Origin of the sequence: Dyella sp. 333MFSha (genome assembly GCF_900102405.1) — a bacterium.
Classification (GTDB): domain Bacteria; phylum Pseudomonadota; class Gammaproteobacteria; order Xanthomonadales; family Rhodanobacteraceae; genus Luteibacter; species Luteibacter mycovicinus.
In genome coordinates this window covers 1,057,304-1,070,469 of record NZ_FNBR01000002.1, presented here as the reverse complement: position 1 = coordinate 1,070,469, position 13,166 = coordinate 1,057,304, and the positions used below count along the sequence as shown (strand labels likewise).

12 protein-coding genes are annotated in these 13,166 nt (G+C 62.8%); 6 read left to right on the top strand and 6 right to left on the bottom strand.

The genetic code is table 11. From position 1 onward, the window contains the following. The first annotated feature begins 184 nt into the window (after window positions 1–184). Window positions 185–1,267 (top strand): PA0069 family radical SAM protein, encoded by a 1,083-nt coding sequence (locus BLT40_RS12090; RefSeq protein WP_090353389.1) that lies wholly within the window; start codon window positions 185–187, stop codon window positions 1,265–1,267. Between the two features lie 57 nt (window positions 1,268–1,324). On the opposite strand, the gene BLT40_RS12085 is transcribed toward BLT40_RS12090, so the two are convergent. The 3 genes from BLT40_RS12085 to BLT40_RS12075 all read right to left on the bottom strand — a co-directional run bounded on the left by BLT40_RS12085 (window position 1,325) and on the right by BLT40_RS12075 (window position 3,071). Continuing rightward, window positions 1,325–1,696, bottom strand: coding sequence for a DUF1330 domain-containing protein (locus tag BLT40_RS12085; protein WP_079521155.1), 372 nt, complete (start codon window positions 1,694–1,696; stop codon window positions 1,325–1,327). A gap of 126 nt (window positions 1,697–1,822) precedes the next feature. Next, window positions 1,823–2,305 carry a MarR family winged helix-turn-helix transcriptional regulator gene (locus BLT40_RS12080; protein ID WP_079521156.1) on the bottom strand — a complete coding sequence of 161 codons (483 nt, stop codon included), beginning with the start codon at window positions 2,303–2,305 and terminating at the stop codon, window positions 1,823–1,825. 88 nt (window positions 2,306–2,393) lie between these two features. Further along, window positions 2,394–3,071, bottom strand: coding sequence for a TetR/AcrR family transcriptional regulator (locus BLT40_RS12075; protein WP_217699747.1), 678 nt, complete (start codon window positions 3,069–3,071; stop codon window positions 2,394–2,396). 58 nt (window positions 3,072–3,129) lie between these two features. Between BLT40_RS12075 and BLT40_RS12070 the strand changes: the two genes are divergently transcribed. The 4 genes from BLT40_RS12070 to BLT40_RS12055 all read left to right on the top strand — a co-directional run bounded on the left by BLT40_RS12070 (window position 3,130) and on the right by BLT40_RS12055 (window position 6,306). Then, window positions 3,130–3,903, top strand: a complete 774-nt coding sequence (locus tag BLT40_RS12070) for an inositol monophosphatase family protein (RefSeq protein ID WP_079521158.1) — start codon at window positions 3,130–3,132, stop codon at window positions 3,901–3,903. Further along, window positions 3,900–4,550 carry an NAD(P)H-binding protein gene (locus BLT40_RS12065; protein ID WP_079521159.1) on the top strand — a complete coding sequence of 217 codons (651 nt, stop codon included), beginning with the start codon at window positions 3,900–3,902 and terminating at the stop codon, window positions 4,548–4,550. Before BLT40_RS12070 ends, BLT40_RS12065 begins: the two co-directional genes overlap by 4 nt. Window positions 4,551–4,645: 95 nt before the next feature. Then, window positions 4,646–5,686, top strand: a complete 1,041-nt coding sequence (locus BLT40_RS12060) for an alpha/beta fold hydrolase (RefSeq protein ID WP_090353387.1) — start codon at window positions 4,646–4,648, stop codon at window positions 5,684–5,686. A gap of 221 nt (window positions 5,687–5,907) precedes the next feature. Then, the gene (locus tag BLT40_RS12055; RefSeq protein ID WP_079521161.1) at window positions 5,908–6,306 is read left to right on the top strand and encodes a hypothetical protein; all 399 of its coding nucleotides are present in this window, start codon (window positions 5,908–5,910) and stop codon (window positions 6,304–6,306) included. A 108-nt stretch (window positions 6,307–6,414) separates the two neighbouring features. On the opposite strand, the gene BLT40_RS12050 is transcribed toward BLT40_RS12055, so the two are convergent. Next, complete coding sequence (locus BLT40_RS12050) at window positions 6,415–8,874, bottom strand: membrane-bound PQQ-dependent dehydrogenase, glucose/quinate/shikimate family (protein WP_090353385.1); 2,460 nt, start codon at window positions 8,872–8,874, stop codon at window positions 6,415–6,417. 999 nt (window positions 8,875–9,873) lie between these two features. Between BLT40_RS12050 and BLT40_RS12040 the strand changes: the two genes are divergently transcribed. Further along, window positions 9,874–10,509 carry a TetR/AcrR family transcriptional regulator gene (locus BLT40_RS12040; protein WP_090353380.1) on the top strand — a complete coding sequence of 212 codons (636 nt, stop codon included), beginning with the start codon at window positions 9,874–9,876 and terminating at the stop codon, window positions 10,507–10,509. Between the two features lie 6 nt (window positions 10,510–10,515). Here BLT40_RS12040 and BLT40_RS12035 read toward each other — a convergent pair whose 3' ends face one another. Both BLT40_RS12035 and BLT40_RS12030 read right to left on the bottom strand, forming a co-directional pair. Then, window positions 10,516–11,808, bottom strand: coding sequence for a carbohydrate porin (locus tag BLT40_RS12035; protein WP_090353377.1), 1,293 nt, complete (start codon window positions 11,806–11,808; stop codon window positions 10,516–10,518). A gap of 101 nt (window positions 11,809–11,909) precedes the next feature. Then, on the bottom strand, window positions 11,910–13,121 hold the full coding sequence (locus BLT40_RS12030) for an L-dopachrome tautomerase-related protein (RefSeq protein WP_218124551.1): 1,212 nt from the start codon (window positions 13,119–13,121) through the stop codon (window positions 11,910–11,912). Between the last annotated feature and the right edge of the window lie 45 nt (window positions 13,122–13,166).

Here is a 13,166-nt window from a genome sequence, read left to right as displayed (position 1 = left end):
ATCCTTCTAGCGGGACAGGTATCCGAGGTTACCCTTGAGGAAACGCCCATCGACGCCCTTCCGATCCGCCATTAAGTCACGAGAAGGTTGCGACTACCGATCAGGATCGGCGCGCCGCCCGAGCAGTCAGGCCGTCGCCCCAATATCGCAGTCCCTGAGACACGAATTGCGTACATTTGTATGCATGTCCACACCCATCCCCATAATCCGCCAGCACAAGGGCCGCGGCGCCGCTTCGAACCCGGAGGGCCGCTTCGAATCCACTCGGTACCAGGCCGAGGACGACGGCTGGCATCGGGAGGACGAGGACCGCCGCCCCGCCACCGAAGTTCGCGAGGAACTGGCCCGGAGCGTCATCTCGCGCAACGACTCACCCGACGTGGGTTTCGATCGGGCGACCAATCCGTATCGCGGTTGCGAGCATGGGTGCATCTATTGCTACGCCCGACCCTCCCACGGTTACCTCAACCTGTCGGCCGGCCTCGACTTCGAGACCAAGCTCTTCGCCAAGACCAACCTCGAGGAAGTGCTTCGCGACGAACTGGCGCGTAAAAACTACACCTGCCAGCCGATCAACATCGGTAGCAACACCGATCCGTACCAGCCGATCGAAAAGAAGTGGCGGCTCACGCGTGCGGCGCTCGCGCTACTCAACGAGTGCAACCATCCGTGCACGATCGTGACCAAGAACGCGTTGATCGAACGCGACCTGGACATCCTCGTACCGATGGCGGAACGAAATCTCGTGCAGGTCTTCATCTCGATCAACTCGCTGGACAACAAGCTGGCGTCCAAGCTGGAACCGCGGGCGAGCGCGCCGCACCGGAGGATGAAGGCGGTGGAAACCTTGAGTAAGGCAGGTGTGCCGGTGGGCGTGCTGGTCGCGCCGATTATCCCTGCGCTTAATGAGCGCGACGTTGAGGCGATCATCGAGCAGGCCGGTGTGGCTGGCGCACGATCTATCGGCTATACCTGCGTGCGTCTGCCGCATGAGCTCAAACAACTTTTCCGCGAATGGCTGGAGCTGCACTATCCAGATCGCGCATCGCACATCATCAGCCTGATTCAGCAGATGAATGGCGGAAAGGATTACGACTCGAACTTTGCGACGCGTATGCGGGGGCAGGGGGTGTTCGCGGACATCATCCGCAAGCGGGTGCAGGTGGCATCGAGAAAAGCGGGGCTGCACCGGGCGTGGGATACGGTGCTCGATACCTCGAAGTTTGTGCCGCCGAGGATTCATTCGCCGCAGGGCGATCTGTTCTAAGATCGCCGAGGCGTTCGACGGGCAATTGCACTCTTCGATTGGCCTATCGGAAGAGAATCAGACGATACCCTCGATAGCCTTCAGAGGCTGCAGAACGATATCGGCAATGGCCGATACGCCAACCTTGAACGCAACCTGGTAATCCGGATCGGCGACCATCGTCTGAAACGCCGACCGTCGCGGATACTGAACCAGCACGACGGCATCCCATCCCTGAGTTTGCCCTTCGCTGAGCACGGACAAACCATCCCCGCCGAACACGATCTTTGCGCCGAATCGAGCGAGGATCGGCTTGGCCATACCGAGGTACTCGAGGTATCTCTCCCGGCCGCCCTCGGGCTCGAACCGGATGAGATTCAACATGACGACCGGCGATTCGTCGTTCTCGGCAAAGAAGGCCTCTAACGCAGGTTGCGACAGCGAAGCCATGGTTGTTCCTTTGAGATGGCGCGGGAGGTGCGCCCATCAAGGAATATCACCGCGGTGTGTCAGAAACTGTCAGCAGAAAATCGTAGCGGGGAATTCCTGCGAGAGTCTGCGCATGACGAATGCGCGCTAACCCTCTGTCGCCCTTTCCAGCGCATCGGCAAACCTGCGCATCAGGCGGACCAGGTCCGAGATATCGTCAGAGGGCCAATCCTTGAAGATCTCACGCCCCATGCGCTCTCTTGCCAGATCCAGCTGATCGGTGACCGCCTTGCCCTTCGCCGACACGACGGCCTCCCGCATCCGCCGGTCCTGCGCATTCTCGTTTCGGATGACCAGCTCCATGCGCTCCAGCTTGCTGACCTGTCGACTGATCGTGGTGTAGTCGCGACCCAGCCGGTCCGCAAGATCGACCACGCCGATCGGTCCGACTCGTTCGATCACCACGAGCAGACGAAACAGGGCCTGGTCGAGCCGTACGCCCGCTTCGGCGATAAGCCGCTCGTCGTTTCGCGGCCGGTTCATGACACTGACGATCGAGATCAGGGAGCGATGGAGGTCCTTCAGATCTCCGGCGATATGGATGTCCGGCACTTTCTTCGTGGTGGGCATGGCGTGCCTCCTGTTGCGTGCATTTTACACGCACCATAAAAGTCCTCCCGGAGGGAATATGACGCGGCCTCGTTCCCCCGATGCGAGGTCAGTTCCGTTCGTCGCCCGGGCTACGAATACGTGACATCTCGCGCAGATAGCCGAAAACTGCGGCCTCGACCCGCGGCCTCAGCGCCGCTTCGTCGATCTCGCTTCGCTGGCCAGCTCCATCGACCATCCCTCTGGCGATCGACATGACGTCGCCCGCTTGCTGGACGGCATCGCCTGATTCGACCCCCATCTCCCCGAGACAGCGCACGATCAGGTCTCTCGCGTCGTTTCCCGCTGCCGCCATATCGTGATGCATGGGGAGGCGGGCCTCCTCGAAATCGAGGATTCTGCCGAGCAACGGCCGGCGTAGCTGGTGGTGCACGGCGACGGCGATCATCGCCCTCAGCGCCTCCGCGCCATGCGCCTTCGAGACGGCATGACTCAGGTCAGCGAACAGTGCACGGCTTTCCCTCTCGATCAGCGCACGCGTGACGGCGTCCTTCGTAGGAAAGTACTGGTACAGCGACCCGATGCTTACTCCGGCGCGCTCAGCCACCGCGTTGGTCGAGTACGCCGACGGCCCGGCTGACTCCAGAATGTGAGCCGCCGCGTCGAGAATGGCCGTGACCGTGACGATGGAACGCGCCTGAAGCGGTTTTTTCCGGGGCTGTGACGACGCGTCGCGAGCATGCTTTGGCATCGGGAATGCGAGTAGAGAAGGTGAGCGATGACTCACATCATAAGGTCTACTCCGCAGTGCATGAAACCTTCCTATGTCGCTATCCGAATCCTTGATGACCATCACGTGCGCCGCCCTGCAGAGGGCAGGTGTCGCTCTTCTCGATCGCTTTAGCGCCGATGCCCGACCCTCTACGGCGGCAGGCTTCCTGCAAGCTATGGCGGACAACGAGCTCGCGGTGAAGGGGCCGCTCGAGTCGGCCCTTCTGGCCGCGGTGCCGGGAAGTACTCTGCTCGCCGATGATGCTCCCTTGCCTGTGAGCGAGGACACCTATGGCTGGGTGATCGACGCCGTCGAGGGCAATATCAACCACGTGCACGGACGGGAGGAGTGGGCTGTCACCGCCTGTCTGGTTCGCGGCCGGGAGCCTGTCCTGGCCGCGGTGCATGTCCCGCGGTCCGGCTCGCTGTTCACGGCTGTCGCCGGGGAGGGCGCGACGGACGGTGAGCGCTCGTTGCATGTATCGGGTAAGGAGGAACTCACGGCATCCATCGCCGCAACGGCGCAGGCGCAGCCATTCGAGGCAGCGGAGACGCTTGCCATCGCCGCGCACAGCTTCCATCGCATGCTGACCGCATCGCTTCTGGTGCGAGCATCGGTCCCCTCCACGATCGAGCTCCTGGATCTCGCTTCGGGCAGACTCGATGCCTTCTGGCAGTATGCCGGTGTGGCTTCAGGGCTGGCCGCTGGCGCACTTCTGGTACGTGAAGCGGGAGGTCTCGTCACCGACGAGGAGGGACGTCGCTGGCGACTCGGCTCGCGTGGTTTCGTGGCCAGCACGCCCGGCATACATGACGAGTTGCTGCGCAGCCTGGGAGCGACGGCATGAAACGCTACGCTGTCGTGGGAGCCAGTAGCGGAACCGGTCTTGCCATCACGCAACGGCTGGCAGCACGTGGCGATCACGTCACCGCCATTTCGCGGCGTCCCATGGAAGCCAGCATCAACGTTGCGCCGGTGGCCGCGGACGTGCGTGACCGCGAGTCCCTTGAGATCGCGTTGCCGGAGCAACTCGACACGGTCTTCTTTACGGTCGACATCCACGGATTCAGAAAGCCCAGAGGCGACATCCGGCACGTGATGGTCGATGGATGCGTCCACGCCATGGAAGCCGCCCTGAAGCGTGGGGCCCGGCGTTTCATACTTCTATCGGTCATCGGTGCCAATCGATCGTCGTGGGTATGGCAGCTGTTGAACACGGTGAAGCCCGGTATGCGCGCCAACATCCTCGAACGGGAGGAAGCCTTGAGGCGCTCAGGCATGCCTTTCATCATCGTGCGCGCGCCTCGCCTCAGCGACGCGCTGGCTGAGGGAACCCATACGCTCTCTCGCGCGTCGACGAAAAAACTGGGTATGGGACAAAGCGTCTCCCGCACCGAACTGGGCAGGCTACTTCTCGCGGTGGCCGACGCTGGAACGTCGTACGAGGGCGCGACGTGGGACGTCGTGCAACCGTCGAAACCCGGGTCAGACTGATGCCCCGGGTATCGGGCCTACCGATGAGGCGCCTACCACCTCCTGGCAGGAAGAGACGGTCGCGCCCTTCACCCTTCTCATGGCACGCTAGCTTCATGAATGAGACCGATCGCAACACGCCCGTACGTCCCGTCGTCACCGCGCTCGCACTGGCCCTCCTTGTACTGGCGCCGTCGCTTCACGCCGAAGACGGCCCGGTATACGGCAGCGAACTCCAGGGCTTCGATTATCCGTACCCTGTCGCGCAGTTCCGCTTCACGTCGCAGCGTCAGGACGTGCAGATGGCCTATATGGACGTCGCCCCGAAGGGATCTAAGGCCAACGGCCGTACGGTCGTCCTGCTTCACGGCAAGAATTACTGTGCCGCCACGTGGGCTCCGACCATCGACGTGCTCTCGCACGCCGGCTATCGCGTGATCGCCGTGGATCAGATCGGTTTCTGCAAATCATCCAAACCGCAAAGCTATCAGTTCACCTTCCAGCAACTCGCACACAACACGAACGACCTGCTGAAGTCGCTGCACATCGACAAAGCCGTCGTCATGGGTCACTCGACCGGCGGCATGCTGGGCATTCGCTACGCGCTGATTTATCCCGATCAGGTCGAGCAGCTCGTGCTCGTCGATCCCATCGGTCTGGAAGACTGGCGCGCCAAGGGCGTACCGCCGGTGTCCGTGGACCAGTGGTACGACCGCGAACTGAAGACGACGGCCGATCGTATCCGGAATTACGAGAAAACGACCTACTTCGCCGGTCAGTGGAAGCCCGAATACGAGGCCTCCGTGCAGATGCTTGCCGGCATGTACCGGGGGCCGCAACGCGACCTCGTCGCCTGGAACTCGGCGCTGCTCTACGACATGATTTTCAATGAGCCAGTCGTCTACGAGCTTCCGCGCCTCCAGCCGCGCACGCTGCTCATGATTGGCGACAAGGACGTCACCGCCATCGCGAAGGATTTCGCGCCGGCCGACGTGCGGCCCACACTCGGTAATTACCCGAAGCTCGCGAAAGAGGCCGTGGCCGCGATGCCCCACGCGACGCTCGTCGAGTTTCCCGACGCGGGGCACGCGCCGCAGATGCAGGAGCCGGAGCGTTTCCACGAAGCGTTGCTCAAGGGCCTGCAGAGCGCCCATTGATCGCGCGGGCGCCGGGCGTTGGTGCGTCTTCACCGTCAGGCGGAATGCGTAGCCCCACGCTTCACCCGCTTCCCGCGCATTCCCCAAAACACGGTCCATCACAGCGCCGTGCTTTTTCAGATTCAGTCTTTTCCCGATAGTCCTCCGACAGACGGATGGACACGATGGTCATGCCGGCGCGTGACAGATGCCGGTCCACTTACCATCGAGGAGAAACGAACATGTTGGAGAACCTGCTGGGTTATTGGGGAGGCAAACCCACGGCCGGACTTGCGCACGCCGGTGAAGAGCTCAAGAAAGCGGCCACGACGGCAACCGCGGCAACGGCCGAAGAGGTCGAAGGCTATCGTAACGATCGCCGTGCCATACACCTCGCCATCGAAGAGGGGATTTACAGCAACCACGGGCGCCATAAAGGCCCTGTCCAGACGGCTGTCGGTTACCTCGACGATTGCATCGATGCGGCGCTGAAAGAGCATTACCGTCTGAGCAACGAAAAGGTGAAATCATCGCTGGGTTACTTCGCCCTGGCGCTGGCAACGGCCGGCTTCGACGGTGAGGACACGACGGGCACCCAGATGGGCCAGTTTCTTGGGGAGTGGCGCGGCGGGGGCTTCTGAAGCCCGCCGACTGATCCGATCGGTGCGGGCTACGGCTGGCGCGTGACTATCCGCTATCGGTCGTCGTGAGACGGCGGTCGGGGCCCGGTGGCCCCGACCGTCGCGAGCTTACTTCGACGGCGCGGGCTTGGCGCCGGCCGTGTTTTCCGGCAGCGCGAACGCCACCAGCGTGTCACCCATCTTCGTGCCCAGCGAGCCATGGCCACCGGCCATCACCACCACGTACTGACGACCGGTGGTATCCGAGACGTAGCTCATCGGGGTGGCCTGGCCGCCGAACGGCAGACGACCTTCCCACAGCAGCTTGCCGTCACGCACGTCGAACGCGCGCAGGTAGTAGTCGAGCGTGCTGCCGAGGAAGGCGACGCCACCACCGGTGGTAACCATGCCACCCAGGCTCGGAACACCCAGCGGCAACGCGATCGGCACCGGGGCGCTGTCACGCGTCGTACCGTTCTTGTGCATCCAGACCTTCTTCATGGTGCGCAGGTCGACCGCGGCCACATAGCCCCACGGCGGCGCCTGGCACGGGAAGCCGAGCGGCGACAGGAAGGCCTTGATCTCCACCGCGAACGGGGCGCCGGTCTGCATCTGCAGACCCATCTCGTTGCCTTTGGTGCCACCGGCTTCCGCATCGGCTTCGGCACGCGGTACCAGGCGCTCGAGGAAGCCCATGTAATCCGGGTTGAGGATCATCAGCTGGCGCACCGGGTCGATCGTCGCGCCGCCCCACTCGAAGATACCGAGCGGTCCCGGGGAAATGATCGCGCCACGGCCGGCGGTCTGCGGCGTGAACGGACCTTCGTAACGACGGGACTTGAAGGTGATGCGGCACATCATCTGGTCGATCGGATTCGTGCCCCACATGTCCGCTTCGGTGATGTTGCGGTCGGGCAGGAAGGTCAGCGCCGAGAACGGCTGCGTCGGCGACACGTGATCACCCGCGGCGACGTTATCCTGCGGCACGGGACGCTCGGGTGCCGGCACAACGAGCTTGCCGTCACGACGATCGATCACGTAGATGTCGCCGCGCTTGGTCGTGGCGACCACCGAGGGCACCTTGCCGTTCGGCGTATCGATATCGACCAGCGACGGCTGACCACCGATGTCCATGTCCCAGATATCGTGATGCACGGTCTGGTAGACCCAGCGCACCTTACCCGTCGCCAGGTCGAGCGCGACGATGGCGCTATTGTACTTCTCGCCATACGGGTTGCGCTTGCCGCCCCAGGTATCGGGCGTCTCGTTACCCATCGGGATGTAGACCATGCCGAGCTTCTCGTCGACGCTGGATACGCCCCACGAATTCGGCGAGTTGGGCACGTAGGTCTGGCCTTCCGGCAGCGGAGTGGTCTCGTCCGGACGCGAGGCATCCCAGTTCCAGACCAGCTTGCCGGTGATGGTGTCGTAGCCACGAATCACGCCGGAGGGCTCGTTCGTTGACGCGTTGTCCGTGACGCTCGCGGCGACCACCAGCACGTGGGCGGACACCGTGGGCGGCGAGGTCGGCATCAGGAAGCCGCGCTTCTTCATGCTCATGCCGTGGGTCAGGCCGATGACGCCGTTCTCGCCGAACGACTTGCACAGCTCGCCGGTGTCGGCGTTCAGCGCGATCATCGTGGCGTCCATCGTCGGCGCGAAGATGCGGCGCGGGCATTCGATCGATTCCGGCGAGCCGGCCACATCGGCGGGCGTGCCCGGCGCGGTGGTGTCACCGGCGGCGTCGGCGGCGACCTCATCGTGCACGTCCCAGTAGCTGACGCCACGGCAGATCATGTGCTGATAAGTCGATGCGTCGCGATTGATCTTCGGATCGAAGCGCCACAGCTCCTTGCCGGTGTCCGGGTCGAGCGCAATGACGATGTTGTGCGGCGTGCAGATGTACAGCTTGCCGTTGACCTTGAGCGGGGTGACCTCGTTGGCGATTTCCACCGGGTCGTCCGGGCCCTTGAAGTCGCCGGTATGGAACGTCCATGCGGGTTTCAGGTTGGCCACGTTCTCGGGCGTGATCTGCGTGGCCGGCGCGTAGCGCGTGCCTTCGCCGGTCGAGCCATAGGCGCGCCAGTCCTTCGCTGCCTGCGAGGCCGGGTCCGGTCCCTGGCCAGCCATCGGCTCACCTGCCGCGACACCTGACAGATCGGTGTAATTGGTGAATGCCGACGCGATACCGACCGCCACGGTCGCCACCATCGCCACGGCAAGGCCGATACGACCGGCACGCAGGCTCGCGCCCCTGGTCAGGCCGCCAACGATGAAGGGCAGCAGCAGCCAGACACCCAGCGCGAACCATAGGTCCATGCGCGGCAGCAGCTGCCACCAGTCGAGGCGGACTTCGCAGACCGACCAGATCAGGCTCCCCGCCAGCATGACTGCGAACAACGCGAGTACTTCGCGACGCCGCGCGAAGATGAGCACGGCGCACACCAGTGCGGCGACGCCCATGATCAGGTAGTAAAGGGAGCCGCCGTAGCCGGCAAGGATGCCGCCACCGATGCCGCTGGCAAGGCCAAGCAGCACGAACACAACGCCTGTCGCGACCCTGAGGCCCGACGCCAGTGATTTCTTCATGACACGCCCGAGGATGGAATAAGTGACCCGATGGAAGGGAAATGGGGTGGCGCCGTCCCGTTCGGGAAAGGACGACGCGGGCCATCAGGGACGCGCGATGCGCACCTTCGGGTCACTGGCGTGACGGGCTTTCGGGAGGGATCGGGACAACGACTCTAATATATGGTACCGCGAGGTTTCCTAAATCTCAAGTCAAGCTGAACGGCGACTTGGACCTATGAAAAAAAGCCATGGATAGTCCATCCCCGGGCCTTAAGAGGTCGGCGTCGTCGTTAGCCATTCTTTAAAAAGCTTGTAGTGCCGTGCTCGCCGAAGCCAAGCGACCTGGACCCGCCGGGGTACCACGCGCTTGATCAGACGCACGATTGGCAGGAGATACAACGTCAAGCCGACGACCACCTGTAGCTCGAGCATCGAGAACGCAATGTCTATACCCACGGAGTCGACGTAGGCCGCAAAGGGAACTAACACAGCATTAGTGCTCAACATGACGACTACAAGGACCGTCAGCATACGGACGCACTTGGCGCCAATCCTTTCCTCTACCCAGGTCCTTGCGAGGTTGTCTGGACGAAACCAGACCGGATCCAGGAATGACTTTAGAAAATCGAACATTCTCTTCTCGATAGACCAACCGTCTTAAGCCGCAACGGCGCCCTGATGCTATTACAGGACAGTGCGCGCCAGCCCCGGCGTGGAAAACGGAGGAGGCACGTCACGCGCGCCTCCTCCTTGCATCATTACAGAGTGGTCAAGATGGTCGTACAAACCGCAGAACTCTCCGTCACAGTAACCGTGACCGTGACCGAAGTCAGCGTCGAGGTATTCGGCAACATCCCACCTGCGACGCCATTCATCTCAGACGGCGTCAGCTCGAGCAGCGGAGCACCGACCGATGAGCATTCATGCGGAGAGTGATAAAGTAGCGCAACGACATCCGCTGGACTCAATGGAACCGTGCCTTCAATCCAGTCAGCCCGAAGGCGCGGTCGCCCGCCCATGCATACGTCGAACGAGCAGATGGAACGCATCCTCGTCGCGGCGGAGCAGCTGCTTGCGCAGCACGAACTCGACGCGCACAGCATGGCTGAGGTCGCCAAGCAGGCTGGCATGTCAAAGCGCACGGTCTACGGTCTTGTCGGCAGCAAGGCCGTACTGATCGAGAAGATCATCGAGCGCGTCGCGCTGAAGGCGCTCGACCTGCTCGATGCGAAGGTGAGTTCGACGACCGAGGCGACCGACCTGCTCGAGCTGTTCCTCCTGAGCTGGATCAAGGCCGCGCATACGGCGACGGCTGTGAACCTGTTCCGCCTCGTCATCGACGAGCGCAAAAGCTTCCCCGATGCGACCCGGGACTACTTCGCTCTCGGAAACATCCACCTGCGTGCACGCCTTACACAGTGGCTCAAAGCTCAGGTCACGAAGAAACACCTGGTCATCGCCGATCCGGCGTTCTTTGCGGACGTGGCCGCCGACTATCTCGTGTCACGTCCGCTGATGGGCATGGCCCTGAACGCGGAATTCAAGGACGGCGGGCAAAAGCCCACCGTCCGCGTCGAGAGGATCATGAAGCTGTTCGGGCTTCGCCAGGGCGGCCTCCCGGTTACACCTTCCGTACGGCGGGAAACCAGCTGACGGTCGTCAGAACGACGCTGCCACACGCAACCCGAGAACCGCCGCATTCGAATTCGTGGCCAGACCGCCCGGGTGACGGATGTACTGGAAGTTCGGCATCAGCACCACGCCTCGGCCGAGGCTGAAGTTGTAGTTCACTTCGGCGTCGTATTCGTAACGCGGAACGGCGACCGGACCGAGGCCCGCGGCATTGGCGATGCGCGCGTTATCGGCAACGCGATCACTGACACGATCGCGTCCCAGCGCGAAGCTGATCCTGTCGGCGGGACGCGCGGCGAACGGTGCGTCGAGGAAGAAGCCGAGCGACAACAACTGGTCGACGGTGTCCGTATGCGAATCCGCCTGTACCACGTTGGCGAACAAGGTCAGCCCGCCGCCGGAGGCATTCGTGCCGAGCTTCTGCTTCACCGTGGCGTACACACCGTGCAGGCCGTTGCGCATCATCGAATCGGCATCGGTCAGCACGGCCGGATCGCCGTTCACGTCATCGCGCAAGTCCGCGTAGGGGGCCGTGTTGCGCCACGCGCCGACGACCCAGGAGCCCGGCAGTTCACCCTGTCCCTGGCCTGACTTGAAGCCGAGCTCCACGATGCCGAGCTTGCCGATGTCACGACCGGGTGCCGACACGCGGAAGCGCTGGTCGGTGTTGAGGTTGTTCGGGTTGACCTGATAGCCACCGACCTTGACGTACCACGACGGATCGGGACTGATCCTGACCACCGCACCGGTCTGCGAGATGGGCATGGTGTACCAGCCTTGCGTCACATAACCCGGCAAGCTCGCGCAGAAGTTCAGGCTCTGGAAGTCGCAGGTAAACGGGAAGAAGTCGTTGCTGACGTCCATGCGACCGACACGCACATCGATCAGGTCGCCAGCGAATTTCTGTTCCAGGTAGAACCGCGTGAGGCGCGTGACGTTGCCGCGACCGTAGATTTCCTGCGTCTCCAGCAGCGAGCCGAGGCTGGCCTTGTTGTCGAGCTGCGTGCCGTTACGGTCGACCACATCGACATGCAGGGAACCGCCTTGCCAGCCGAACATCTTCTGGAAATCGAAGTCGCCACTCAGCCAGATCTGGTCCGCATAAGCGGACGTCTTGCGTGTGCCACCGGAGGTGTTCGTGGCGAACTCGCCGACGTAGCCGCCGCCGAGGGCGACACCGCTATCAGCCCACGAGGAGCGTGTGCCACCCCAGTCACCGGTCAGGGTGTTTTCATAGCCGTTGTCGGTGGCGAAGGCGGCCGACAACGGGGCGAGCGCCAGCAGCGCGCCGAGGGCGCGGGCGAGAGGATGAATGCGCATGGATGGGTCCTTGGGCTGGATGGCGGGCAAAGCGCCGCCAGGGGGCCGCGTTGCCGCGGCCCGGTCAGATGTCGTCAATCAGGTGTGTCTGGCGCGGACGCTTACTTCGCGAGATAGCTACGCGAGTTGGTGCCGATATCCCAGATGGTGAAGTTAGGCGAAGTCGGGTGGTCGAAATCCATCGACGTGTCGACAAAGCGATTCAGATGGCCGCTGCTCACGTAGAGGTGACCGTTCGGACCGAAACCGATGGTGTCCGGCCACGACATGTCGGGATGAATCACCACGGTGCTGAACTTGCCCGTGACGTGATCCCAGCGCAGGATGCCGTTCAACTCGAGCGCGGTGAGGTAAAGGTTGCCGTCACGGTCGGCGACCATGCCATCGGCATTGGAAGGCAGCGTGGCCACATTTTTCACGGCGGTACGAAGAGCCGCTTCGCTGGTCTTCGGGTCGCGCAGCAGGGCGGTGTCGAGCGAATACAGGGCATGGCTGGAGAGGTTGGTCCAGTACAGCGTCTTCTTGTCGCCCGAGAGTGCGATGCCGTCGGCACCCGTACGCATCGGCTTGTCCGGCGTGACGTCGCGGTTGTCGATGCGGAAGCGGAAACCCGTCTGGTCGGTGGTGAACACCGTGTCGGAAAGCACGCGTCGCGCCGTGTTGGTCTTGCGGTCGTAAACAATGAGGCCGCCCTTGAGCGGATCGCAGAAGATGCCCGAGTCCGTGATGTAAGCGACATCGCGATCGTTATCGACGACCACGTCATTGAGGAACGAGCACTTGCTGTCGGCGAGCGAGTCGTCGAAGGTGAAACTCTGCAGTTCCTTGTTTTGCTTGATGTCCCACAGCACCAGCTTCTGGCTGCCCGGCTGCGACGGCTTGCCGCCGACGTGGCCCTGGTCGAGGATCCACATCACGCCATTGCGATCGATCTCGATACCGAGCACGGCCTGCAGCGCCTTGGGATCGCCGACGCGGTTCATGGCGACGCTCGGATACGGCTGCAGCACCCATTTACCGTCTTTCTTCACCAGCTTCGAGAGCGTCGCGGGAACCTCGGGGCCACCCCAGCGCGCGGTGGTCGCGTAGATGTTGCCGTCGGCGTCGACCTTGGTGCCCTGCAGGAGGACCTTCTTGTACGTCTGGTTCTTGTCGTAGGCGGTCTGCGCCGTCTTGTCGAGATCGAACTCCAGGCGGTTCCACTGGGCGACCGGCGTGATGGACGGCGTGGCGGCGGATTGCGCCACGGCCGCGCAGGGCAGGGCCGCTACAAGACAGGCCACCAGCAGCGACATGACATTCGAATGATTCACAGTTGACTCCCGGGAAACGAAGATTCGTCCCGCCCCCCCACAACG